Origin of the sequence: Streptomyces sp. NPDC023723, assembly GCF_040639815.1 — a bacterium.
Taxonomy (GTDB): Bacteria; Actinomycetota; Actinomycetes; order Streptomycetales; family Streptomycetaceae; genus Streptomyces.
The window spans coordinates 78,480-101,900 of sequence record NZ_JBFAAP010000007.1 but is presented as its reverse complement, the minus strand read 5'-3'; the positions used below and the strand labels follow the sequence as shown (position 1 = coordinate 101,900).

The 23,421-nt window shown below is 71.5% G+C and carries 24 protein-coding genes and 2 tRNA genes; 12 read left to right on the top strand and 14 right to left on the bottom strand.

What is annotated here, in order from left to right; genetic code table 11:
- The first annotated feature begins 48 nt into the window (after nucleotides 1-48).
- The 4 genes from AB0G32_RS11025 (at nucleotide 49) to mctP (ending at nucleotide 4,320) form a co-directional block, all read left to right on the top strand.
- The gene (locus AB0G32_RS11025) at nucleotides 49-2,175 is read left to right on the top strand and encodes a carbon starvation CstA family protein (RefSeq protein ID WP_361161366.1); all 2,127 of its coding nucleotides are present in this window, start codon (nucleotides 49-51) and stop codon (nucleotides 2,173-2,175) included.
- Nucleotides 2,168-2,347 carry a YbdD/YjiX family protein gene (locus tag AB0G32_RS11020; protein WP_361161593.1) on the top strand — a complete coding sequence of 60 codons (180 nt, stop codon included), beginning with the start codon at nucleotides 2,168-2,170 and terminating at the stop codon, nucleotides 2,345-2,347. The genes AB0G32_RS11025 and AB0G32_RS11020 overlap by 8 nt, the downstream gene beginning before the upstream one ends.
- A 108-nt stretch (nucleotides 2,348-2,455) precedes the next feature.
- Nucleotides 2,456-2,713, top strand: a complete 258-nt coding sequence (locus AB0G32_RS11015; protein ID WP_361161364.1) for a DUF3311 domain-containing protein — start codon at nucleotides 2,456-2,458, stop codon at nucleotides 2,711-2,713.
- The gene (gene mctP / locus AB0G32_RS11010) at nucleotides 2,710-4,320 is read left to right on the top strand and encodes a monocarboxylate uptake permease MctP (RefSeq protein WP_361161362.1); all 1,611 of its coding nucleotides are present in this window, start codon (nucleotides 2,710-2,712) and stop codon (nucleotides 4,318-4,320) included. Before AB0G32_RS11015 ends, mctP begins: the two co-directional genes overlap by 4 nt.
- Nucleotides 4,321-4,329: 9 nt before the next feature.
- Here the strand turns inward: mctP and AB0G32_RS11005 are convergent, their stop codons facing one another.
- Entirely contained in the window at nucleotides 4,330-4,596 is a 267-nt protein-coding gene (locus AB0G32_RS11005; protein WP_361161360.1) for a hypothetical protein, read from the bottom strand.
- A gap of 92 nt (nucleotides 4,597-4,688) precedes the next feature.
- On the opposite strand from AB0G32_RS11005, the gene AB0G32_RS11000 reads away from it, so the two are divergent.
- Nucleotides 4,689-5,654 carry a helix-turn-helix domain-containing protein gene (locus AB0G32_RS11000; protein WP_361161359.1) on the top strand — a complete coding sequence of 322 codons (966 nt, stop codon included), beginning with the start codon at nucleotides 4,689-4,691 and terminating at the stop codon, nucleotides 5,652-5,654.
- Between the two features lie 16 nt (nucleotides 5,655-5,670).
- On the opposite strand, the gene AB0G32_RS10995 is transcribed toward AB0G32_RS11000, so the two are convergent.
- The 8 genes from AB0G32_RS10995 to AB0G32_RS10960 form a co-directional block, all read right to left on the bottom strand.
- Nucleotides 5,671-7,047: a cytochrome P450 gene (locus AB0G32_RS10995; protein ID WP_361161357.1), complete on the bottom strand. Its 1,377-nt coding sequence runs from the start codon at nucleotides 7,045-7,047 to the stop codon at nucleotides 5,671-5,673.
- Nucleotides 7,044-8,129 (bottom strand): epi-isozizaene synthase, encoded by a 1,086-nt coding sequence (cyc1, locus tag AB0G32_RS10990; protein ID WP_361161356.1) that lies wholly within the window; start codon nucleotides 8,127-8,129, stop codon nucleotides 7,044-7,046. The genes AB0G32_RS10995 and cyc1 overlap by 4 nt, the downstream gene beginning before the upstream one ends.
- A 256-nt stretch (nucleotides 8,130-8,385) precedes the next feature.
- Nucleotides 8,386-9,036 (bottom strand): peptide deformylase, encoded by a 651-nt coding sequence (gene def / locus AB0G32_RS10985; protein WP_361161354.1) that lies wholly within the window; start codon nucleotides 9,034-9,036, stop codon nucleotides 8,386-8,388.
- A gap of 126 nt (nucleotides 9,037-9,162) precedes the next feature.
- Nucleotides 9,163-10,143, bottom strand: a complete 981-nt coding sequence (locus tag AB0G32_RS10980) for a hypothetical protein (protein WP_361161353.1) — start codon at nucleotides 10,141-10,143, stop codon at nucleotides 9,163-9,165.
- A 210-nt stretch (nucleotides 10,144-10,353) separates the two neighbouring features.
- The gene (rsrA, locus tag AB0G32_RS10975) at nucleotides 10,354-10,665 is read right to left on the bottom strand and encodes a mycothiol system anti-sigma-R factor (RefSeq protein WP_361161351.1); all 312 of its coding nucleotides are present in this window, start codon (nucleotides 10,663-10,665) and stop codon (nucleotides 10,354-10,356) included.
- Entirely contained in the window at nucleotides 10,662-11,348 is a 687-nt protein-coding gene (gene sigR, locus AB0G32_RS10970) for an RNA polymerase sigma factor SigR (protein WP_215168234.1), read from the bottom strand. The genes rsrA and sigR overlap by 4 nt, the downstream gene beginning before the upstream one ends.
- A 258-nt stretch (nucleotides 11,349-11,606) precedes the next feature.
- Nucleotides 11,607-12,233: an alpha/beta family hydrolase gene (locus AB0G32_RS10965; RefSeq protein WP_361161592.1), complete on the bottom strand. Its 627-nt coding sequence runs from the start codon at nucleotides 12,231-12,233 to the stop codon at nucleotides 11,607-11,609.
- Between the two features lie 10 nt (nucleotides 12,234-12,243).
- On the bottom strand, nucleotides 12,244-13,062 hold the full coding sequence (locus AB0G32_RS10960; RefSeq protein WP_361161591.1) for an SOS response-associated peptidase: 819 nt from the start codon (nucleotides 13,060-13,062) through the stop codon (nucleotides 12,244-12,246).
- Between the two features lie 49 nt (nucleotides 13,063-13,111).
- Between AB0G32_RS10960 and AB0G32_RS10955 the strand changes: the two genes are divergently transcribed.
- The 4 genes from AB0G32_RS10955 (at nucleotide 13,112) to AB0G32_RS10940 (ending at nucleotide 16,754) form a co-directional block, all read left to right on the top strand.
- Nucleotides 13,112-13,825 (top strand): M50 family metallopeptidase, encoded by a 714-nt coding sequence (locus AB0G32_RS10955; protein WP_361161350.1) that lies wholly within the window; start codon nucleotides 13,112-13,114, stop codon nucleotides 13,823-13,825.
- Between the two features lie 135 nt (nucleotides 13,826-13,960).
- Complete coding sequence (aroA, locus tag AB0G32_RS10950; protein WP_361161348.1) at nucleotides 13,961-15,277, top strand: 3-phosphoshikimate 1-carboxyvinyltransferase; 1,317 nt, start codon at nucleotides 13,961-13,963, stop codon at nucleotides 15,275-15,277.
- Between the two features lie 17 nt (nucleotides 15,278-15,294).
- Nucleotides 15,295-16,305, top strand: coding sequence for a ribosome small subunit-dependent GTPase A (rsgA, locus tag AB0G32_RS10945; protein ID WP_361161347.1), 1,011 nt, complete (start codon nucleotides 15,295-15,297; stop codon nucleotides 16,303-16,305).
- 125 nt (nucleotides 16,306-16,430) lie between these two features.
- Nucleotides 16,431-16,754, top strand: coding sequence for a multidrug efflux SMR transporter (locus AB0G32_RS10940; protein ID WP_361161345.1), 324 nt, complete (start codon nucleotides 16,431-16,433; stop codon nucleotides 16,752-16,754).
- A gap of 69 nt (nucleotides 16,755-16,823) precedes the next feature.
- On the opposite strand, the gene AB0G32_RS10935 is transcribed toward AB0G32_RS10940, so the two are convergent.
- Nucleotides 16,824-17,477 (bottom strand): TetR/AcrR family transcriptional regulator, encoded by a 654-nt coding sequence (locus AB0G32_RS10935; protein ID WP_361161343.1) that lies wholly within the window; start codon nucleotides 17,475-17,477, stop codon nucleotides 16,824-16,826.
- Nucleotides 17,478-17,670: 193 nt separating this feature from the next.
- Here AB0G32_RS10935 and hisN point away from each other — a divergent pair, with 193 nt between their 5' ends.
- Together hisN and AB0G32_RS10925 are read left to right on the top strand one after the other, a co-directional pair.
- Complete coding sequence (gene hisN, locus AB0G32_RS10930) at nucleotides 17,671-18,471, top strand: histidinol-phosphatase (protein ID WP_361161341.1); 801 nt, start codon at nucleotides 17,671-17,673, stop codon at nucleotides 18,469-18,471.
- A gap of 104 nt (nucleotides 18,472-18,575) precedes the next feature.
- Nucleotides 18,576-18,962, top strand: a complete 387-nt coding sequence (locus AB0G32_RS10925; protein WP_361161339.1) for a CBS domain-containing protein — start codon at nucleotides 18,576-18,578, stop codon at nucleotides 18,960-18,962.
- Nucleotides 18,963-19,036: 74 nt separating this feature from the next.
- On the opposite strand, the gene AB0G32_RS10920 is transcribed toward AB0G32_RS10925, so the two are convergent.
- Entirely contained in the window at nucleotides 19,037-20,488 is a 1,452-nt protein-coding gene (locus AB0G32_RS10920; RefSeq protein ID WP_361161337.1) for a catalase, read from the bottom strand.
- 143 nt (nucleotides 20,489-20,631) lie between these two features.
- Here AB0G32_RS10920 and AB0G32_RS10915 point away from each other — a divergent pair, with 143 nt between their 5' ends.
- Nucleotides 20,632-21,048 (top strand): Fur family transcriptional regulator, encoded by a 417-nt coding sequence (locus AB0G32_RS10915; protein WP_361161335.1) that lies wholly within the window; start codon nucleotides 20,632-20,634, stop codon nucleotides 21,046-21,048.
- Nucleotides 21,049-21,158: 110 nt separating this feature from the next.
- Here AB0G32_RS10915 and AB0G32_RS10910 read toward each other — a convergent pair.
- The 3 genes from AB0G32_RS10910 to AB0G32_RS10900 all read right to left on the bottom strand — a co-directional run bounded on the left by AB0G32_RS10910 (nucleotide 21,159) and on the right by AB0G32_RS10900 (nucleotide 23,387).
- Nucleotides 21,159-21,232: transfer RNA gene (locus AB0G32_RS10910), tRNA-Met, on the bottom strand.
- 53 nt (nucleotides 21,233-21,285) lie between these two features.
- Nucleotides 21,286-23,106 (bottom strand): tetratricopeptide repeat protein, encoded by a 1,821-nt coding sequence (locus AB0G32_RS10905; RefSeq protein WP_361161334.1) that lies wholly within the window; start codon nucleotides 23,104-23,106, stop codon nucleotides 21,286-21,288.
- Between the two features lie 207 nt (nucleotides 23,107-23,313).
- A tRNA-Met gene (locus tag AB0G32_RS10900) sits at nucleotides 23,314-23,387 on the bottom strand.
- Nucleotides 23,388-23,421: the final 34 nt, after the last annotated feature.

The following is a 23,421-nucleotide window of genomic DNA, read 5'->3' as shown; positions in this document are numbered from 1 at the left end:
GCTGTTCTACGTTCCTCCCGTCGCCGCGTGGACGGGAGGGCTCCCCCAGTGCGTACCGCGAACCCTCGTACGGTCGTCGTGTGGGCCCTGGTCGCGCTGGTCGGCGCGGCGGGCTGGTCGGTGCTGGCGCTGTCCAGGGGCGAGGAGGTCTCGGCCGCCTGGATGGTGGCGGCGGCCCTCGGCTCGTACGCCATCGGCTACCGCTTCTACGCCAGGTTCATCGCGCGCCGCGTGCTCGAGGTCGACGGGACCCGGGCCACCGCGGCCGAGCGGCTGGACAACGGCATCGACTTCCACCCGACCGACCGCCGGGTGCTGCTCGGCCACCACTTCGCCGCCATCGCGGGCGCCGGACCGCTGGTCGGGCCGGTACTGGCCGCGCAGATGGGCTATCTGCCCGGCACCATCTGGATCATCGTCGGGGTGATCTTCGCGGGCGCGGTGCAGGACATGATCGTGCTGTTCTTCTCCACCCGCCGGGACGGCCGCTCGCTGGGGCAGACGGCCCGGGAGGAGATCGGCCCGTTCGGCGGGGCGGCGGCGCTGGTGGCCGCGTTCGCCATCATGATCATCCTGCTCGGGGTGCTGGCCCTGGTCGTCGTCAACGCGCTGGCCGGCTCCCCGTGGGGCACCTTCTCCATCGCGATGACCATCCCGATCGCCCTGCTGATGGGCTGCTACCTGCGGGTGCTGCGCCCCGGCCGGGTGGTGGAGGTCTCCCTGATCGGCGTGGCGCTGCTGCTCCTCGCGCTGGTCTCCGGCCGCTGGGTCGCCGAGTCGTCCTGGGCGGACGCCTTCACCCTCGCCCCCGCCACCCTGGTCGTCTGGCTGGTGGCGTACGGCTTCATCGCCTCGATCCTGCCGGTGTGGATGCTGCTCGCGCCGCGCGACTACCTCTCCACCTTCCTGAAGATCGGCACGATCGTGCTGCTCGCGCTGGGTGTCGTCGTCTCCCTGCCGACGCTGCGGATGGACCCGGTCACCGACTTCGCCGCGCGCGGCGACGGTCCGGTCTTCGCGGGGTCGCTCTTCCCGTTCGTCTTCATCACCATCGCCTGCGGCGCGCTGTCCGGCTTCCACGCGCTGATCTCCTCGGGCACCACGCCCAAGATGATCCAGAAGGAGACGCAGGTCCGGATGATCGGCTACGGCTCCATGCTGATGGAGTCGTCGGTCGCGGTGATGGCCCTGGTGGCGGCGAGCGTGATCGACCCGGGCCTGTACTTCGCGATGAACGCGCCGGCGGGGGTGATCGGCGACACGGTGCAGAACGCCTCGCAGGTGGTGACCGGCTGGGGCTACGCCATCTCGCCGGGCGACCTGGCGCGGGCGGCGCGGGAGGTCGAGGAGGCGAGCCTGCTCTCCCGCACCGGCGGCGCGCCGACGCTGGCGATCGGCATCTCGCAGATCTTCTCCGACGTCACCGGCGGGAGCCTGCGCGCGTTCTGGTACCACTTCGCCATCATGTTCGAGGCGCTGTTCATCCTGACCGCGGTGGACGCCGGCACCCGGGTCGGCCGCTTCATGCTCCAGGACATGCTGGGCAACGTGCACCGGTCGTTCCGGAACGTCAGCTGGAAGCCGGGCCTGGTCCTCACCAGCGCGCTCGTCTGCGGGGCGTGGGGCTACTTCCTGTGGGTCGGCGTCCACGAACCCCTCGGCGGCATCAACCAGCTGTTCCCGATCTTCGGCATCGCCAACCAGCTCCTCGCGGCGGTCGCGCTGGCCGTCTGCACCACCCTGCTGGTGAAGTCCGGCCGCCTGAAGTGGGCCTGGATCACCGGGATTCCGCTGGCCTGGGACGCCACGGTGACGCTGACCGCGAGCTGGCAGAAGGTCTTCTCCGGCGACCCCAGGGTCGGCTTCTTCAAGCAGCGCCAGGTCTTCCAGGACGCCATCGACCGGGGCGAGGTGCTGGCGCCCGCCAAGTCCATGGCCGACATGCGCACCGTCGTCACCAACTCCACGGTGGACGGCGTCCTCACCGCCGTACTGGCCCTGCTGATCGTGGTGGTGATCGCGGACGCCCTGCGGGTCTGTGTCCGGCATGTCCGCCGCCCCGCGCTCTCCACCCTCAGCGAGGCACCGTACGTCGAGTCGCGGATCGTCGCCCCGGCCGGGCTGATCCCGACCCGCGAGGAGAAGGAGGCGGCCCGCCGTGCGACGTCTGTTTAGGGCCGTGCGCTGGTACCTGCGGGAGCTGACCGACGAGACGGCCTACGACCGCCATGTCGCCCATCTGCGCGTCCACCGGCCCGAGGCCCGGGTGCCGTCCCGGCGCGACTTCGAGCGGATGCGCTCGGACCGGCGGGAGGCGGACCCGCGTTCGGGTTTCCGCTGCTGCTGAGAAGCCTCGCGGACCGATATACGGACCGGGTCTTCCGCTGTCGTGTCACCGTCACCTAGATTGCCTGCGCGTTACTTCTGGTGATCAGTGAGGGGACGGAGCCGCCGTATGTCGCAACCAGCTCAGCCGGGCAGAGAGCCGGTGGTGACGCCGGTCCGGGTCGTCATCGGCCTCTGCCTCGTCGCACCGTTCGTGGCCATGCTGTGGGTCGGTTCCTACGCGAAGACCGACCCGGCCTTCATCGGCATCCCGTTCTTCTACTGGTACCAGATGGCCTGGGTGCTGATCTCCACCGCGCTGACGATGACCGCGTACAAGCTGTGGCAGCGCGACCAGCGGGCCCGTAAGGGAGGTGCGGCCAAGTGAACGACGGCGTGAACGGCGTGGCACTCGCCGTCTTCATCATCTTCTTCGCCCTGGTCACCGCGATGGGCTTCCTGGCCGCGCGCTGGCGCCGGGCCGAGAACGAGCACAGCCTCGACGAATGGGGCCTGGGCGGCCGGTCGTTCGGCACCTGGGTCACCTGGTTCCTGCTGGGCGGCGACCTCTACACGGCGTACACCTTCGTCGCCGTCCCGGCGGCGATCTACGCGGCCGGCGCCTCCGGCTTCTTCGCGGTGCCGTACACGATCCTGGTCTACCCGCTGATCTTCACCTTCCTGCCCCGCCTGTGGTCGGTCTCGCACAAGCACGGGTACGTGACGACCTCGGACTTCGTGCGCGGCCGGTTCGGCTCCAAGGGCCTGTCGCTGGCGGTCGCCGTCACCGGCATCCTCGCCACGATGCCGTACATCGCCCTCCAGCTGGTCGGCATCCAGGCCGTGCTCGACGTGATGGGCGTCGGCGGCGGCGAGGACACCAACTGGTTCGTCAAGGACCTGCCGCTGCTGATCGCCTTCGGCGTGCTGGCCGCGTACACGTACTCGTCCGGGCTGCGGGCGCCCGCGCTGATCGCGTTCGTGAAGGACACGCTGATCTACATCGTGATCGCGGTCGCCATCATCTACATCCCGATCAAGCTGGGCGGCTTCGACGACATCTTCGCCGCGGCGGGCGACAAGTTCGAGGCGGCGGGCGCGGGCGGGGTGACGCCGCCCGCGACCGGCCAGTGGACGTACGCCACCCTGGCCCTCGGCTCCGCGCTGGCCCTGTTCATGTACCCGCACTCGATCACCGCGACGCTGTCCTCGCGCAGCCGTGAGGTGATCCGCCGCAACACCACGATCCTGCCGCTGTACTCCCTGATGCTGGGCCTGCTCGCGCTGCTGGGCTTCATGGCGATCGCGGCCGGCATCAAGGTGGACAACGGGCAGTTGGCGATCCCCCAGCTGTTCGAGGACATGTTCCCGGACTGGTTCGCGGGCGTGGCCTTCGCGGCGATCGGCATCGGCGCGCTGGTCCCGGCGGCGATCATGTCGATCGCCGCCGCCAACCTCTTCACCCGCAACATCTACAAGGACTTCCTCAAGCCCGACGCCACGCCGGAGCAGGAGACCAAGGTCTCCAAGCTGGTGTCGCTGCTGGTGAAGGTGGGCGCGCTGATCTTCGTCCTCGGCATGGACAAGACGGTCGCGATCAACTTCCAGCTGCTCGGCGGCATCTGGATCCTGCAGACCTTCCCGGCGCTGGTCGGCGGCCTGTTCACCCGCTGGTTCCACCGCTGGGCACTGCTGGCCGGCTGGGCGGTCGGCATGGTCTACGGCACGCTCGCCGCGTACGGGGTCGCCTCGCCGACGCAGTCCCACTTCGGCGGCTCGTCGAAGGAGATCCCCGGCATCGGCGAGATCGGTTACATCGGCACGACGGCGTTCGTCCTGAACGTGGTGGTGACGGTCGTGCTGACCTTCGTGCTGCGCGCCGCCAAGGCCCCCGACGGCATCGACGAGACCAGCCCGGAGGACTACACGGCGGACGCGGGCGACCCGGGGGTGCGGGTGGAGCTGCCGCCGGCCACCGCTGGTTCGGCCCACTGAAGCACCCCGTCAGGGCGCTGGAACCGCCCGCTCAGTCCCACATCCCCGCGGCGGGCCGCCGGCGTGAAGCAGCACGGCGGCCCCCCGGGTGGCGGCGGCCGGCCCCGTCGGCCGCTCCGCGGACCTCTGCGCCTCCAGCGCCCGCCGGGCCCGCGTGATCTCCCGGTCGATACGCCGCTCGCGCACGATGCCGAACAGCGAGGGCAGGACCATCACGACCAGGATCGCGAAGGTCAGGCCCATTCCGATCAGTGCTTGCGTCTGTTCTCCAGTCATGACATCACTGTCGCGCGGGGGACCGCCGACCATGAGTGGCAGGACTGCCGTAGGGGCTCGAATTCCTGCCAAGGGCGGGGCACACTGGCGGCATGCTGAAGAACGTGGCCGCCGTCCTGCTGGACGGAGTACACCCTTTCGAACTCGGCGTCGTGTGCGAGGTGTTCGGCATCGACCGCGCCGACGAGGGGCTGCCCGGGTACGACTTCGCGGTGGTCTCCGCGGAGGGGCCGGTGCTGACCACCCACGTCGGCGGGCTGACCGTCGGCACGCCGTACGGCCTCGACCGGCTCGACGAGGCCGATCTGATCGCCGTACCGGCGGGCAACGAGTTCGCGCGCCGGAGCTTTCCGCCGGAGCTGCTCGACGCCCTGCGGCGGGCGGTGGCGCGCGGGACGCGGGTGCTGAGCGTGTGCTCCGGGGTCTTCGTGCTGGGCGCCGCCGGTCTGCTGGACGGGCGGCGCTGCGCGGCGCACTGGCACCACGCCGAGGAGCTGACCCGGCGCTATCTGCGGGCGGCGGTCGAGGCGGACGTGCTCTACGTCGACGAGGACCCGGTGATCACCTCGGCCGGCACGGCCGCCGGGATCGACGCCTGTCTGCACCTCGTCCGCAAGGAGCAGGGACCGGAGGTCGCCAACGGGATCGCCCGCCGGATGGTGGTGCCGCCGCACCGGGACGGCGGGCAGGCGCAGTACATCGAGCGTCCGCTGCCGCGCTCGTCGTGCGACACCGTCGGCGGGGTGCTGGCCTGGATGGAGCAGCACCTCGACGAGGAGATCACGGTCGAGCAGCTGGCCGGCCGCGCCGCCATGTCCCCGCGCACCTTCGCCCGCCGCTTCCAGCAGGAGACCGGCACGACGCCCTACCGCTGGCTGCTGCGCCAGCGGGTGCTGCTGGCCCAGCGGCTGCTCGAGGGCACGGACGAGACGATGGACACGATCGCCTGGCGGACCGGGTTCGGCACGGCGGCGGCGCTGCGGTACCAGTTCACCCGGGTGCTGGGCACCACCCCGGGGACCTACCGGCGCACGTTCAGGGGCCCGCGGGCCGCCTGAACGTGCCGGGCCCCGCTCACCTCGGCAGTGCCCGCAGCCGCAGCCGGCGCGGCCGCAGGGTGATGCCGATCCGCGGCCGGGTGTCCGACCCCGGCGCGTGCTCGAACCGGAAGGCGGCGGCGATCACCGCGGTGACCAGGGTCAGCTCCGCCATGGAGAAGTGGTCGCTGGGGCACTTGCGGTTGCCCACGCTGAACGGGGCCATCGCGTACTTCGGTACTTCCCCGCCCCGGCCGGGCAGCCACCGGTCGGGGTCGAACTCCTCGTGCCGCTCGAAGGACCGCCGGTCGCGCTGGACGGCGTACGGGCTGTAGATGACGTCCGCCCCGGCCGGAATGCGATACCCGCCCAGCTCCGTCTCGGCCACCGTCCGGCGGGTCAGAATCCACACGGCGGGATACAGCCGCATTGTCTCGACGACCACATTCGCGGTGTACGTCAGCCGCCGGGCGTCCTCGAATGCGAGCGGCCGGCCCGCCGCGACGCTATTCACCTCGGCGCGGATCTTGTCGCCCAGTTCCGGGTGCTCGGTGAGCACCAGCAGCAACGACATGAGCACGGAGCCGACGGTTTCGCTGCCGGGGGTGAGTATCGCGATGACCTGGTCGTGGATCTCCTGTTCCCCGATGGGCTCGCCATTCTCGTCCGTCGCGTCCAGCAAAGCCGTCAGCAAATCGTCCGGTTTCTGCCCGCCGGCCCGCCGGTCGGCGACGATCTCGTCCACCAGGAGATGCAAATCGGCCAATGCCCGGTTGAATTCGCGGTTGCTCGGCACGGGTATCCGGTAAAGCGGTCCGAGCGGGACGACCATGCGCTGGTACATGCCGCTGAACAGCGTGGCCAGGTCGGTGCATATCCGTTCGGCACGGTCGTCCATGTAGCTGCCGCGCATCAGGCAGCGGGCCGAGATCCGGACGGCCACCCTGAAGGACTCCGAGGTGATGTCGAGGACCTGGCCGTCGCTCCAGCGGCGTACCAGCGCGTACGCCTCCTCGGCCATGATCGGTCCGTAGCCGGGGATCGCGTCGAGCCGGAACGCGGGCTGGATGGTGCGCCGCTGGCGCCGGTGCATCGGGCCGTTGGCGGTGGCCACGCCCTCCTTGCCGAGCAGGCTCTCCAGGGATTCCCAGAGCGGTCCGGCGATGACGTAGTCGGGGCTGAGCGCCAGCGCGCCGGTGAGGTGCGGGGCGGTGACGGCGTACACCGTCTTGGGGCCGAGGCGCAGGCGGACCACGTCGCCGTGGTCGCGCAGCCGGGCCATGAAGGCCAGCGGGTCGCGGACCAGCTTCAGGCCGTGGCCGAGCAGCGGCAGGCCGCCGCCGGCCGGCGGCGGCTCGCTCGCCGCCGCGGTGGTGCGGGGGTCCGCTGACTCGTTCACTGACTCGACGGTCATTTCTCACCTGCCGCTGCGTTGGTGACGTACGGGGGCGTGGACCGGTCGTCCCAGCTGTCGACGGCGTACCGGCCGGACTCGTGGTGGAACCAGTAGACCGAACTGAACCAGTTCCGCATATTGCTCACACAGGTGCGCACGGCGATGCCGAGTTCTTTTCCGCGTACGGTCCCGTCGGCGAGTTCGTCGGCGAACCGCAGCGCGTCCCGTTCGGCCGCGATGAATTCCACCACGCATTGCTGCACACGTCGCCGGAGTTCGGTCGTCGCCTCCTCCAGCGTCAGTTCCTCGTGCACGATGAGGCTGATTCCGAGATTGTGCACCTCGGCTCCCGCCAGTTCTTTCGGCAGCGAACAGAGGTCGTTGTACCAGGCGGCGAATTCCTGGCTCAGCAGCGCCGCCCGCCGGTATGCCGGGTGTTTTCGCACGGCGTCCGGCAGTTCGCATCCCGCGCTCGGTTCCAGCAGATCGGTCCAGATCCAGTGCGCGAAGGTGAGGCGGCGCAGGGCGAGGTAGTCGTCGACGCGCGGCACGAGGCCGTGCGTCCGGTTGTGGAACTCCCGGTCGTAGGCGTCGATCACCGCGTGGAAGTGCCGGGCGAACCGGGCGTTCCAGGTCGCCGGCAGAAACGAGTACAGCCTGCGCACACTGTCCGCGAACCCGGCCACCAGGGCGTCCTCGTGGTGCAGATGGTCCCAGGGGGAGTCGAGGGCCGTGTGCAGCCGGTCCCGCAGCCGCCGCCAGGCGGCCGCCCGGCCGTGCACGATGTCGCGGTCGTGCCGGTCGTCCCAGACGAAGAACCAGGCGCTGTAGTCCGCTATCGCCTGGAGCACCTCCTCGGGCGCGTCCAGGTAGTACCCGGCCATGAGGTCCGTGTAGCACAGGCCGTCGGCATATTCCTCGACCTTGTCCGCGGGCATCAGCCGCTTTTCCAGGAGCCACCCACGGGTCTTCTCCTGAAGCTTTGGCCAATACTCGTGGAGGCGGCGCGGAAATGCCGCTTCGATCAGAGGGAGGGAGAGCGACGGTGGGACCGCGATCGCGGTCGGTGTCGATGTGGTGCCGGATGGGAAAGCAAGCACGAACTAGCCCCTCTCAGCCGCCGGTGGCGCGCGCCTCCCGCAAGCCGAGCGCGCGCTCTTGCGTATCCCCGCACTCCCATTCAGCCCTACAACTGACCGATTTGGGAACGGATTTGCCGCATTCGCTGCCCGCAGCGCCGGAATTCTCCTGGTGTGTGGCGGCTTTTGGGGAACACGCGCGCGAACGGCGCCTGTTCCGGAAGGTGTTCCGGTACAGACGCCGTTCGAAAGCGAAGGGAGGGGCCGATGATCCGATTCAGTCGTTCGCGACCACGGGGTAGCGCGGCTCGTTCTCGGCCATCTGCCGCAGCGCGTCCTTGCGCTCCCGCTTGGAGAGCCGGTCGATGTACAGGTACCCGTACAGGTGATCGGTCTCGTGCTGCAAACACCGTGCGAAGTAGCCGGTGCCGCGCACCTTGACCGGGTTGCCCCGCTCGTCCTGCCCGGTCACCTCGGCGTAGTCGGGGCGGGCCAGCGGCGCGTAGGCGGTGGGCACCGACAGGCAGCCCTCGTTGCTGTCGTCGAGCCGGCGCGACTCGGCCGGCAGCTCGACCAGCCGGGGGTTGCAGACCACGCCGACGTGCCGGACGCCCTCGTCGTCGGGGCAGTCGTAGACGAAGACCTTCAGGTCCACACCGATCTGGTTGGCGGCCAGGCCGACGCCCTCGGCGGTGCGCTGGCTGGCGAACATGTCCGCGACCAGCTGCTGGAACTCGTCGCCGAAGTCGGTGACGTCACGGCACTCCTTGTGCAGCACCGGGTTCCCGACCACCGTGATCGGCCGCGAGGTCCCGCGCTCCCGCCAGGCGGCCTCGCGCTCCTCGCAGTCCTCCGTGTCGACGACGTATCCCTCGTCATCCACGGGATCCGCGCCCACGTGCTGCTGATCGGTGTCCTGCTGCGCCATGACGGACGTACGCCTTCCTAGAAAAACCGGGGGGATGTCGCTGTTACAGGGTACGGGCAACGGGTCCCGTCAGGGGCGCGGGACCGGGTCCGTACGCGGGCGCCAACAACCAGGACGGCGCCGCGCCTAACAGACTTCCTCAAGATCCCGCCAGTCCCGCGACTCCGGACTGTCCGCGACCCACCCGTCCAGCAGCCCCCGCACCAGAGAAGCCGGCGCGGCCACCCCGCACTCCCGCTCCGGTACCCACAACTGCCCGTCCGTCCGGTGCCCCAGCGGCCCCGGATGCCCCGGCTCACTGTGGTCGTGCGGGTCGAGATGCTCCCCGTCGCCCTCGTCGGACGGCATCCGGGACTCCGAGCACATCCGGCACAGCAGCCGCACCGACGACGACCAGTCCTCCGCCGCGAACCCGGCGTCGGCGGCGAGCTGCTCCAGCGCGTCCCGGTCGGACTCGGTGGCCGCCTCCAGCAGCACCACCCAGGTCGGCACCGGCGACGGCGCCCACAGCTCGATCTCGTCGAAGACCGGGTAGGCGTGCCCGGCGGCGGTGGTCCGCTCGCCGTGCGGGACGCCGTCGTGCAGCACCACCTCGCCCCAGCGCCGGCCGGACGACGGCAGCGGGATCGACAGCACCTCGATGCGGGCCGGGTCGAGGCGCCGCCCCCACACCACCTCGGCCTCGCCTTCCGGAGAGAGCCGTACGGCCGCGCTGCCCAGCTCCATGCCGAGCGGTTCACCGGAGTCGGTCGCGTCGCCGGGGGGCCGCAGCCCGTACGCCTGCCAGGCCCGGCGGGCCAGCGGCCAGTCCTGGAGGGCGGTCGCGGCGATGCCGACGTTCCACCAGTCGGGGGCCCCGGTGTCCCGGTCGAGCAGGGCGACGGCCCTGAGCCCGGCCGTGCGGGCCTGCTCCCAGTCGTGCCGGAACTTGTGCAGCAGGGCGAGGTTGAACCACGACTCCGACAGCCAGGGCTCCAGATCGGCGGCCCGCGTCAGCAGCGCCCCCGCGTCGTCGTACCTGCCGTCACCGATCAGGGTGAACGCCCGGTCGGTGGCCTGCCGCCAGGAGGCGGAGGGCCGGTGCCGTCCCTTGCCGAAGATCCTCACGATTCCCGCCTGCCAGTTCCGTTCTGTGGGCTGGCTGTGCCTTTTTGCCCCCCGGACACCCTCTCCTGCGCATCAAACCACGTACGGCTGGAGAGGCGCTCATTACCCATGGGTTACCCAGCCGCGCGGGAGGTAAGACAGCGGCGGGACACGGCGAACCACCTCGCCATGTCCCGCCGGTTAGCACGTTCGAGTGACGCGGTACGCCGCTCAGGCATCCCGCGACTGAGAAGGGGCAGCCGCGATGTCGTGATCGGGGACGGCATCCCCGGAGCGGATCAGCTCCAGTCGGCCCATGACCTTGGAGCGGAGGTCACCGGGCACGTCGTCCTGCCCGCAGCACCGCTTGACCAGCTTCTTCACCGCCTGCTCCAGGCCGTACTTCTCCAGGCACGGCGAGCATTCCTCGAAGTGCGTCTCGAACTTGGAGCACTCCGTGTCCGGCATCTCCTTGTCGAGGAACTCGTAGAGATGATCGAGGATTTCGCTGCAATCCGTCTCGTGCGGCTCTCCGCAGCTCATGACCCCGAGCCTTTCGCTTCGTTCGACTCTCCGGCGCCGGCCGGGACCAGTCCGCGGTCGCGGGCGTAGTCCTCCAGCATGCCGCGCAGCTGGCGGCGCCCACGGTGCAGCCGTGACATCACGGTCCCGATGGGTGTCCCCATGATGTCCGCGATCTCCTTGTAGGCAAAGCCCTCTACATCGGCCAGGTACACGGCGATGCGGAATTCCTCGGGGATCGCCTGGAGCGCCGACTTCACGTCCGAATCGGGCAGGTGGTCGAGCGCCTGCGACTCGGCGGAGCGCAGACCGGTCGACATGTGCGACTCGGCGCGGGCCAGCTGCCAGTCCTCGATCTCCTCGGCCGCGCTGCGCTGCGGCTCGCGCTGCTTCTTGCGGTACGAGTTGATGAAGGTGTTGGTGAGGATCCGGTAGAGCCACGCCTTGAGATTGGTGCCCTCGCGGAACTGGTGGAAGGACGCGTACGCCTTCGCGTACGTCTCCTGCACCAGGTCCTCGGCGTCGGCCGGGTTGCGCGTCATGCGCAGCGCGGCCGAGTACATCTGGTCGAGGAACTCGAGCGCGTCCCGCTCGAAGCGCGCGCTGCGCTCCGCGGTCGTCTCCGTGCTCGCGCCGCCCCGGCCCTCGGGCTGCTCCGCCTGGCCGTTGTCGGTCCCTGCGTCGGTACCGGTGACCGGACCCACCTCCTCCAATGCCGTCACGGGACCGAATCCGGGCCCGCTCGAATCGGAGGATAGACGACTTCCCGGTCCGCCCGCCGCCCGCACTGGGGCGGTCTTCGCCGCGTGCAGCACCGACCACTCGAGGTCTGGGCGGCTGCCACGGGCGGGGCAGAAGGTGGAACCCATGCGGTGGACTTCCTCTCCTACGGCTGCGGTGCCGGGGGCACCATCACGTACGCCCCTCACAACAGCCGTCGCCCGCCGGTCATTCCCTGGAGTTCACTCCAGTGACCCGGTCCACTTCACGACCGCCCCGGTGAGCTGTGCCAGCGCCTCGTCCTGGCCGACCGGGGCCCGTTTGGGGACGGCGAAGCCATGATCGCCGTACGCCACCTCGGTCAGTTCGTACGGGCCGGCCGGGAACTCCGACGGTTTCCCGAAGGGGTCGTTGCCGCCCTGCACGACCAGGGCGGGGACCCCGGCGCCGAGCAGTTCCCCGGCGCGGGACCTGTCCGGCTTGCCCGGCGGGTGCAGCGGGAAGCTGAGCGCGAGGACGGCGCGGGCGCCCAGTCCGGCGGCGGTACGGCAGGCCACCCGGGCGCCGGCGCTGCGGCCCCCGGAGATCACCGGCAGGCCGGGGCGGGCAAGGACCGGCCACAGGCCGCGCCAGCCGGTGTCCAGGGTCTTCGGGGCGGGCGCCAGCTTCTTGCCCGCCACCCGCCAGGGCTGCTCGACGAGGGCGACGGTGACGCCGTGGAAGGGGAGGGCGGCGGCCAGGGCCACCAGGTCGCGGGCCTCGATGCCGCCGCCGGCGCCGTGGCTCAGGGCGAGCACCAGTCGGGGGTCCTCGGCCTCGTGCCAAGTGATGCGGGCGGTGCCCGCCGCCGTCTCGGTGGTCTCTTGGATAACCGTCACGTCAGAAGAGTGTGCCCTCCTCCGGCCCCTCCAGCTCCTTCAGCAGCTCCGGGCCGTTGTTGCGGACGTTGCTGACGGCGGTGGTGACCGGGTACGCCCGCATCAGGCCCGCGGGCGGCGGCGCGAGCAGCGCGCGCAGTTCGTCCGGGTCGGTGCGGGCCGGGTCCAGCCAGGCGTCCCAGCGGTCCGGGGTCAGCATCAGCGGCATCCGGGGGTGGATCTCGGCGAGCGCGTGCGGGCCGTCGGCGGGCGCGACGGCCAGCGGGGCGGTCTCGGCCTCCGTGGTGATCACCGAGCAGGTCACCCACCAGGCGCCGGGGTGGTCGTCCGGCAGCGTGCGGTCGCGCCAGAACTCGTACAGCCCGGCCATCGCGAAGACCGACCCGTCGGCCGGGGTGACGAAGTAGGGCTGCTTGCGGGGCCGCTTCTTCTTCCCCTCCACCTCCAGGTCGCGTTCCTGCCTGCCGGTGACCCACTCGTAGTAGCCGTCGGCGGGCAGCACGCAGCGGCGGGTGGCGAAGGCGCGGCGGAAGGAGGGCTTCTCGTGGACGGTCTCCGCGCGGGCGTTGATCATCCGCGCGGCGCCCTCGGGCGTCTTGGACCAGGAGGGCACCAGCCCCCACCTCAGCTTGCGCAACTGGCGAACCGGCCGGGGGTCGCCGGCGTCCTTGAGAGGGCGGTCGAGGACGGCGTAGACCTCTTTTGTAGGGGCCACGTTGTAATCCGGCTCCAGAACCGTCTCCTGGGGCTCCCACTTCTCGATCTCAAAGACTCCTGCGAGATCCTCGGGTCCACGACTCGCCGCATACCGTCCGCACATACGTGCAACACTGCCAGATTCCGCCGGACCGGAGGGGCCCTCACCGCACATGGACAGCACCACAGCCACCTCGCTCTGGGACGAGGTCACCGGTACCCAGCCCGATCCCGACCTGTGGGTGGTGATCGCGACCGTGGTCGCCGCGCTGGTGGTCGTCGTGCCGCACCGGCCCTGGCGGATAGCGCGCAACGCCATCACCATCGCCCACGAGGGCGGGCACGGGCTGGTGGCGCTGCTCACCGGCCGGCAGCTCACCGGCATCCGGCTGCACTCGGACACCAGCGGCCTGACCGTCAGCCGGGGCAGGCCGACCGGCCTCGGCATGATCCTGACCGCGGCGGCCGGCTACACCGCTCCCCCGCTGCTCGGTCTCGGCGGCGCCGCGCTGCTGGGCGCGGGCCGCATCACGCTGCTGCTGTGGCTGGCCACCGCGCTGCTGCTCGCCCTGCTGGTGATGATCCGCAACGCCTACGGGGCGCTGACGGTCGTCCTGACCGGCGGTGCCTTCGTCCTGGTGTCGTGGCTGACCGGTCCGCAGGTGCAGGCGGCGTTCGCGTACGCGGTGGTGTGGTTCCTGCTGCTCGGCGGGGTGCGGCCGGCGTTCGAGCTCCAGGCGAAGCGGTCACGCGGGGGTGCCGGGGACTCGGACGCGGACCAGTTGGCGCGGCTCACCCATGCGCCGGCCGGGGTGTGGTTCTTCCTGTTCCACATGGTGTCGCTGTGCTCGCTGCTCGGCGGGGGGCGCTGGCTGCTGGAGCTGTGAACCGGGCCGTCCGGGGCACCTTCCCGGTGAGATCGAACGCATATATGCACGGCACGTACCATGACGGTGTTTCGGTCTGGTTTCGCCACTTTTGATCAAGATCTCCGGTCGCGCTCAGCCACTAAAGTGGGCCCCATGACGCTGAACCCCGCGCACACCGCCCTCTGGCCCGCCCCGCACGCGAGCGGAGCCGTGGACGCGACCGTCCACGTGCCCGGGTCCAAATCGGTCACCAACCGCGCCCTGGTGCTCGCCGCCCTGGCCTCCGAGCCCGGCTGGCTGCGCCGCCCGCTGCGCTCCCGCGACACCCTGCTGATGGCGGGCGCGCTGCGGGAGCTGGGCGTGGGCATCGAGGAGGGCGTCGGTCCGGACGGCACCGGCGAGTTCTGGCGGGTCATCCCGGCCGGGCTGCGCGGCCCGGCCACCGTCGACGTCGGCAACGCCGGCACCGTGATGCGCTTCCTGCCCCCGGTCGCCACCCTCGCCGACGGCCCGATCCGCTTCGACGGCGACCCGCGCTCCTACGAGCGTCCGCTGCACGGCGTGATCGACGCGCTGCGCGCGCTGGGCGCCCGGATCGACGACGACGGCCGCGGCGCGCTGCCGCTGACCGTGCACGGCGGCGGTGCCCTGGAGGGCGGCCCGGTGGCGATCGACGCCTCCTCGTCCTCGCAGTTCGTCAGCGCCCTGCTGCTCTCCGGCCCGCGCTTCAACCAGGGCGTCGAGGTCCGGCACACCGGCACGGCGCTGCCCTCCATGCCGCACATCCGGATGACCGTCGACATGCTGCGCGCGGTCGGCGCCCAGGTCGACACCCCGGAGTCGGGCGGCGAGCCCAACGTGTGGCGGGTGACGGCGGGCGCGCTGCTCGGCCGCGACCTCACCATCGAGCCGGACCTGTCCAACGCGCAGCCGTTCCTCGCGGCGGCGCTGGTCACCGCCGGCAAGGTCACCGTCCCGGACTGGCCGGCCCGCACCACCCAGCCCGGCGACCGGCTGCGCGAGATCTTCACCGAAATGGGCGGTTCCTGCGAACTGACCGACTACGGCCTGGTCTTCACCGGCTCGGGCGCGGTGCACGGCATCGACGTGGACCTCTCCGAGGTCGGCGAGCTGACCCCGGGCATCGCGGCGGTCGCCGCCCTCGCCGACTCCCCCTCGACCCTGCGCGGCGTCGCCCACCTGCGGCTGCACGAGACGGACCGGCTGGCCGCGCTCACCAAGGAGATCAACGAACTCGGCGGCGACGTCACCGAGACCGCCGACGGCCTGCACATCCGCCCGCGCCCGCTGCACGGCGGCACCTTCCACACCTACGAGGACCACCGCATGGCCACCGCCGGCGCGATCCTCGGTCTGGCGGTGAAGGACGTGGTGATCGAGAACGTGGCGACGACGGCGAAGACCCTGCCGGACTTCCCCGACCTGTGGACCGGGATGCTCGGGGCGTAGGGGACGCGGGACAAGCCATGCGCCGCTACGGCAAGCACACCGACGAGGACGACATCCGCACCCGGCCGGGCCGCCGCAACACCCGGCCCAGGACCAACATCCGCCCCAAGCACGAGGACGCCGCCGAGGGCATGGTCCTCACCGTCGACCGGGGGCGGCTGACCTGCCTCGTCGAGGGCCGTACGGTCCTGGCGATGAAGGCCCGCGAACTGGGCCGCAAGGCGGCGGTGGTCGGCGACCGGGTCGCCCTGGTCGGCGACATGTCCGGCAAGAAGGACACGCTGGCCCGGATCGTCCGCATCGAGGAGCGCACCTCGGTGCTGCGCCGCACCGCGGACGACGACGACCCCTTCGAGCGGGTGGTCGTCGCCAACGCCGACCAGCTCGCCATCGTCACCGCCCTCGCCGACCCCGAGCCGCGCCCCCGGCTGATCGACCGCTGCCTGGTCGCGGCGTTCGACGGCGGTCTCACCCCGCTCCTGGTGCTGACCAAGTCGGACCTGGCCCCGCCGGACGAACTCCTCGAGCTGTACGGCGCCCTGGACATCCCGCACGTGGTCACCAGCCGCGAGGAACTGGCCGACGGGGAGGCCGCCGACCGGGTCCGGGACCATCTCACCGGCAAGATCACCGCGTTCGTCGGCCACTCCGGCGTCGGCAAGACCACGCTGGTCAACGCACTGGTCCCGGACGACCGGCGGCGCTCCACGGGGCATGTCAACGCGGTGACGGGCCGCGGCCGGCACACCACCACCTCGGCGCTCGCGCTGCCACTGGCGGCCCCCGACAGCTGGGTCGTCGACACCCCGGGGGTACGGTCGTTCGGGCTCAACCACGTCGACCCGTCGCGCGTGATCCACGCCTTCCCCGACCTGGAGCCGGGTACGGAGGGCTGTCCGCGCGCGTGCGGGCACGACGAGCCCGACTGCGCGCTGGACGCCTGGGTGGCCGAGGGCCACGCGGACCCGGCGCGGCTGTACTCGCTGCGCCGGCTACTGGCGACGCGGGAGCGGAAGGAAGGCGACTGACCTTCGCGTTGTTTGCGGGGGACGCGGCACCGGTAAGTGCATAATCGCACCAAGCCGGACCCAAGCCCGAGCAAAGCGGTCACGGTGCCCGGGACTGCGGCTGGACCTTACGGGAGGACGAACACATGGCGTGGCTGCTGGTCATAGTGGCCGGGTTGCTGGAGACCGGTTTCGCCGTGTGTCTGAAGCTGTCGCACGGCTTCACCCGGCTGTGGCCGACCATCGCCTTCGCCGCCTTCGCGCTGGGCAGCTTCGGCCTGCTGACCCTGTCCCTGAAGAAGCTCGACGTGGGCCCGGCCTACGCCGTGTGGACCGGCATCGGCGCGGCGGGCACCGCCATCTACGGCATGATCTTCCTCGGCGACCTGGTGTCGACCCTGAAGATCGTCTCGGTCAGCCTGGTCATCCTGGGCGTCATCGGACTCCAGCTGTCGGGTTCCTCCCACTGATCCCCTGATTCCGCTGAGCCGCTGACCGCTGGTCCCCTGATTCCGCTGATCCGCCGGCCCCGCCGGCCGTCAGTGCGTCAGCTGCCGCGGCAGCGCGGTCCGTACCAGATCGGCCACCCCGCCCTCGCCCGGCGGCGCGGCGACACAGGACAGGGCCAGCCGGACGGCCAGCTCGCACACCCGGGTCAGGTCGACGGCGTCGGGCTGCTCGGGGCGGCCGTCGCCGGACCCCGCGCCGGCTCCGGACCCGGGGGCCGCCTCCCGCCCCGACACAGTCGCCGCCGCCCGGTCCCGGACCAGGGCCACGAACTCGCCGGGTGAGGGCAGCGGTCCGTCCGCCCGGCGCTGGGCCGGGACCGCGGAGGTGGACTCCACCGCCGCCAGCGCCGGGGCCGGCAGCCGCGGCTCCCAGCAGCCGGTGAGCAGGGCCCGTACCAACGGGCTGCGGCGGGCGGCCGACGTGGTCCACTCGGCGGCGGCGGTGAGCTGTGCGCAGGGGCCGCCGGGGCCGGCGAGGGCGCGTTCGATCCCGGCGAGGAAACCGTCCGCCTCCCGGCGCACCAGCGCCCGCCCGAGCCCCTCCTTGCTGCCGAACTCGTTGTACAGGGTCTGCCGGGACACTCCGGCCGAGGTGGCCACGTCCACCATGCGCACGGCGGACCAGGGCTGCCGGGACAGCGCCTTGTGGGCGGCGTCGAGCAGCGATTCCCGCGCTCCAGGCATCATCGCCTCCCCAGCGGCGAGCGGCTCTGCGGCACAGGTTTGACGCGCTCCGGGGCACTGTCAAGGGTGCGCGTCACGACCGCGCGCCCCCCGGGGCGGCCGTCCGCTGCGCCCGTACCGGGGGCACCGCGCGCCACTCGCGGGCCGGCCACCCTGTTGGCCCGCCGCGGTCCCCGGCCGATACGGTTGCCGCATGCCCGACTATCTGGACGACCTCCGCCTGGCCCACGTCCTCGCGGACGCCGCCGACGCGACCACCATGGAGCGCTTCAAGGCGCTCGACCTCAAGGTCGAGACCAAGCCGGACATGACGCCGGTCAGCGAAGCGGACAAGGCGGCCGAGGAGTTGGTGCGCGGCCACCTCCAGCGGGCCCGCCCCCGGGACGCGGTCCTCGGCGAGGAGTACGGCGTGGCGGGCACCGGTCCGCGCCGCTGGGTGGTCGACCCGATCGACGGCACCAAGAACTACGTCCGCGGCGTCCCGGTCTGGGCCACGCTGATCTCCCTGATGGAGGCGGGTGAGGGCGGCTACCAGCCGGTCGTGGGCGTCGTCTCGGCGCCCGCCCTGGGCCGCCGCTGGTGGGCCGTCAAGGACCATGGCGCCTTCACCGGCCGCAGCCTGACCTCGGCCTCCAGGCTGCACGTCTCCAAGGTGTCCGGGCTCCCCGACGCCTCCTTCGCGTACTCCTCGCTCAGCGGCTGGGAGGAGCAGGGCCGCCTCGACGGCTTCCTGGACCTGACCCGCAAGGTGTGGCGCACGCGCGCGTACGGCGACTTCTGGCCGTACATGATGGTCGCGGAGGGCTCCGTCGACCTGTGCGCGGAGCCGGAGCTGTCCCTGTGGGACATGGCCGCCCCCGCGATCGTCGTCACCGAGGCGGGCGGCACCTTCACCGGCCTGGACGGCCGCCCGGGACCGCACAGCGGCAACGCGGCGGCGTCGAACGGCCTGCTCCACGACGAACTGCTGCGCCACCTGGAAGCGCGGCACTGACCGCACCCTTGTTTGCTTCCGCTTTACCTGTCACTCTGAGAGCCCCCTCACTTGTGAACTTGTGAATCCATGAACTAATCATGGTTCAGGAGGTGGCTCCACCCATGCTCGTCCGCGACGCCATGAGCACGGTCGTCCTCACCATCGGCCCCGACCACACGCTGCGCCAGGCCGCCGCCCTGATGGCCGCCCGGCGCGTGGGCGCGGCCGTCGTCCACGACCCCGACGCCGAGGGCATCGGCATCCTCACCGAACGCGACATCCTCAACTCCGTCGGCCGGGGCCAGGACCCGGACGCCGAGCGCACCCACGCCCACACCACCGGCGACGTCGTGTTCGCCGCGCCGTCCTGGACGCTGGAGGAGGCGGCGCGGGCGATGACGCACGGCGGCTTCCGCCACCTCATCGTCCTGGACCGCGGCGGGCCGGCCGGCATCGTCTCGGTCCGCGACATCATCCGCTGCTGGGTCCCCGACCGCGTACCGGCCTGAACGCGCGAAACGGGCCGGGCCCCTCGAACCAACGAGGTGCCCGGCCCGCCGCCCCGACAAGCGGTCCAGTGCTGTCAGCCGCGCAGGGCCTGGACCGCGGCCTCCAGCCGCTTGCCGAAGTCGCCGTCCGCCTGGCGGAAGTTGTTGATCGCGCGCTCCCGGATGTCCTCGCGCGAGACCTTGGCGATACCGCCGGCCAGGTTGTTGACCAGGCGCTCCTTCTCGTCCTCCGACATCAGCCGGTAGAGGTTGCCGGCCTGGACGAAGTCGTTGTCCTCGGTGTGCACCGGGGTCACGGTCTCGCCGGTGACACCGGTGACCTGGACGCCCTGCCACAGCGCGCGGTCCGTCTGGAACGGGCCGCCGAAGCTGTTCGGCTCGTAGTTCTTCGCACCGTTGTGGCGGCCGTCGTACAGGTAGCCGTCACGGGCGTGGGTGCGCGCCTCGGTGGCGTGCGGGCGGTTCACCGGCAGGTGGTCGGCGTTGATGCCGACGCGGTAGCGGTGGGCGTCGCCGTAGGCGAAGAGGCGGCCCTGGAGCATCTTGTCCGGGGACGGGCCGATGCCGGGCACGAAGTGCGCCGGGGAGAAGATCGACTGCTCGACCTCGGCGAAGACGTTCTGCGGGTTGCGGTTGAGCTCCATCTTGCCGAACCAGACGATCGGGTAGTCCGCGTGCGGCCACACCTTGGTCAGGTCGAACGGGTTGAAGCGGTACGTCGCCGCCTCGGCCACCGGCATGATCTGCACACCGACGGTCCAGGACGGGAAGTCGCCGCGCTCGATGGCCTCGCGCAGGTCGCGCTGGTGCGAGTCGGGGTCCTTGCCCGCCAGCACCTCGGCCTCCTCGGCGGTCAGGTTCTTGATGCCCTGGTCCGTCTTGAAGTGGTACTTCACCCAGAAGGCCTCGCCGGCCTCGTTGTTCCACTGGTACGTGTGCGAGCCGAAGCCGTCCATGTGCCGGTAGGAGGCCGGGATGCCGCGGTCGCCGTGCAGCCAGGTCACCTGGTGGGTGCTCTCCGGGCTCAGCCCCCAGAAGTCGAAGACGTTGTCCGCCTCCTGCGAGCCGGTGTACGGGTCGCGCTTCTGGGTGTGGATGAAGTCGGGGAACTTGATCGCGTCCCGGATGAAGAACACCGGGGTGTTGTTGCCGACGAGGTCGTAGTTGCCCTCTTCGGTGTAGAACTTCACCGCGAAACCGCGCGGGTCACGGACGGCGTCCGCCGCGCCCAGGTTGCCGGCCACGGTCGAGAAGCGGAGGAAGACCTCCGTCTCCTTGCCGACCTCGGAGAGGAAGGCGGCGCGGGTGTACTTGGTGACGTCCGCGGTGACCTTGAAGGTGCCGTAGGCACCGGCGCCACGGGCGTGCACGACACGCTCCGGGATGCGCTCGCGGTTGAAGTGGGCCAGCTTCTCCAGAAGGAGCTGGTCCTGGACGAGCACCGGGCCACCGACACCGGCCGTCTCGCTGTTCTGGTTGTCGGCGACCGGAGCGCCGGCCTCCGTAGTAAGCGGTCCCTGAGTCACGTGGGCCTCCTGGCCATTCTTGCTGTTCCTGTCCCTTGGCCTAAGCCGTTGCCGATCCTACAATGGACAATGTCTAAGTCAAGTAAGACTCCAAAGTCACACTGGTTCGGGACACGGCTCCCCTGGCTGTTAGGCTGGTTCGCATGAGTGACCTACTGGAACGGCTGCGTGGACGTGGATGGCGTATGACCGCCCAGCGGCGCGTCGTGGCCGAGGTCCTGGACGGCGAGCACGTCCACCTGACGGCCGACGAGGTGCACGCCCGGGCCGTCACGAAACTCCCGGAGATCTCCCGGGCCACCGTGTACAACACGCTGGGCGAGCTGGTCTCGCTCGGCGAGGTGCTGGAAGTGGCGACGGACAAGCGCGCCAAGCGCTACGACCCGAACGCCCATCAGCCCCACCACCACCTGGTCTGTGCCCAGTGCGGCGCGATCCGCGACGTGCACCCCTCGGGCAACCCGCTGGCCGACCTCCCCGACTCGGAGCGCTTCGGCTTCACGGTGTCGGACGTCGAGGTGACCTACCGCGGCGTCTGCCCGAACTGCGCGGCGGCCTGACCGTCCGCCTTCCCCCGGCACCCTCACGGTGCCGGGGTTTTTTCACGCCCGTGCACCGGACAACGCGTCGAGGGCCGGAACCCTTTCGGATTCCGGCCCTCGACGATCAGTAGCGGGGACAGGATTTGAACCTGCGACCTCTGGGTTATGAGCCCAGCGAGCTACCGAGCTGCTCCACCCCGCGGCGATGAATGCAACATTACGTCAAGGTCGCGCGCGCAGGCAAATCGCGTGCCGTCAGGCCGACAGCTCCTCCCGCAGCGCGTCCCGCAGCCGGGCCGCCCGGCGGGCCACCTCGGTGGGGCCCAGGGTGACCGCGCGGTCGGCCCAGCGCTGGCCCTCGGCGAGCTCCCCGCGGCGGGCGTAGACCAGGGCGAGGCGGAGCGCCGCCCGGCCGTGGCCGGCGTCGGCCGCCCGGGTCCACCACAGGGCGGCCTCCGGCTCGCTGCCCTCGCGGGCCAGCAGCAGCCCGAGGTTGAAGGCGCCGTTGCGGGAGCCCGCCTCGGCCGCCGCCCGGTACCAGCGGGCCGCCTCCATGACGTCGCCGCGCGCCGCGGCCAGCATCCCGACCCGCACCTGGGCGCGCCGGTGCCCCTGCCCGGCCGCCCGCTCGTACCACTCCTCGCACTCGGTCTTCTCGTGCGCCGGCTCGCCCAGTTCGTGCGCCGGCTCCGGCGGCCGGCGCGCGTCGAGCAGCGTGGCCAGCCGGTACGCGGCCTCCGCGCTGCCGCCGCCGGCCGCGCACCGCAGGTGCCGCTCGGCCTCCTGCTCGTCGCCGTCCCGCAGCCGGGCCATCCCGACCTGGAGCGCGGCCTCGGCGTGCCCGGCCGCGGCGGCCCGCCCGTACCAGCGCAGCGCCTCCGCGTCCTGCCCGCGCCCGGCGTACAGGATGCCGAGGTTGAAGGCGGCGTCCACGCTGCCCGCCTCCGCGGCCTTGGAGAACCAGGGCTCGGCCCCAGTCCGGTCGCCGCCCTGGAGCAGCAGGATGGCCAGCGCGTTGGCGGCCTCCCGGTGTCCGGCGTAGGCCGCCCGCCGGTACCACTGCTCGGCCTGCTGGACCCGGCCCTGCGCGGCGCAGAGCAGCCCGAGGTTGTACGCGCCGTTGTCGTCGCCCGCGTCAGTCGCCGCCCGGTACCAGCGCTCCGCGGTCTGCGGCTCGCCCCGCTCGGCGTGCAGCGCGCCCAGCGCGTTGGCGGCGTTGCCGTCGCCCTCCTGCGCGGCCCGCAGCCACCAGACGGCCGCGCTCTCCGGGTCCCCGGCGTCGCGCAGCAGGAAGCCCAGCGCGCAGGCGGCGCGCGCCTCGCCGTCCTTGGCGGAGGTCAGGTACCAGCGCCCGGCCTCCTTCAGCTCGCCCCGGCGCTCCAGGATCGCCCCGAGGTGCAGCGCGGCCCGCCGGTGGCCGCGGGCCGCCGCCTGCCGGTACCACCGCTCGGCCTCCTCGGCGGCCCGCGCGGCGCGCTCGTCGTCCCCGATCGTGTCGCTGGTGCGCGGGTCCAGGGTCCGGGCCAGCCGGTACGCGGCCTCCCGGTGGCCCCGCTCGGCGGCCACCCGCATCCAGCGCTCGGTCGCGCTGTCGCCGCGGTGTTCCAGCAGGTCGGCGAGGGCGTAGGCGCCCAGCACATGGCCCTGCTCGGCGGACTGGCGCAGCCAGTACTCGGCGGCGGGCTCGTCGCCGCGCTCGCGGAAGTGCCGCCCCAGCGCGTGCGCGGCCGCGGCCGATCCGGCGACGGCGGCGATCCGCCACCACCCGGCGGCCTCGTCGGCGTACCCGCGCTGGTGCAGCAGGACACCCAGGTTGTTGGCGGCGGCCCGGTCTCCGGCCGCGGTGGCGGCCCGCAGATGCGGCTCGGCCCCGTCGAGATCACCGCGGCGCAGCAGCATGGACCCGAGCACGCTCATCGCCTCGACGTCGCCGGCCTCGGCGGCGAACCGCCGGCGCACCTCTTCGGCCGCCTCGTCGGCGGCCTCCCCGGTCTCGTCCCGGACCCCGTCGGGACCGGATGGCTGCACAAATCGCCCCGTCTCGAACAGAGTTGCCATGTCCCCCATAACGTCCATCGTCGCACCACCTGCAACCTGCGTACACCCGGTATACCGCAGTCAGTGAGGTCACTTCAGCGTTTTGTCGACATGCCCACAGAGAGACAAGTCAAACACAGATCGCCCAACTCCCGCGCCCGGCACGGCCGTCACACCGGACCGACACATGCGTTCGCACATGACGAAGGCCCGGATCCCTGATGGGATCCGGGCCTTCGCTGTCAGTAGCGGGGACAGGATTTGAACCTGCGACCTCTGGGTTATGAGCCCAGCGAGCTACCGAGCTGCTCCACCCCGCGCCGTTGTGATCTCAACCTATCACGGCGCGGGAGG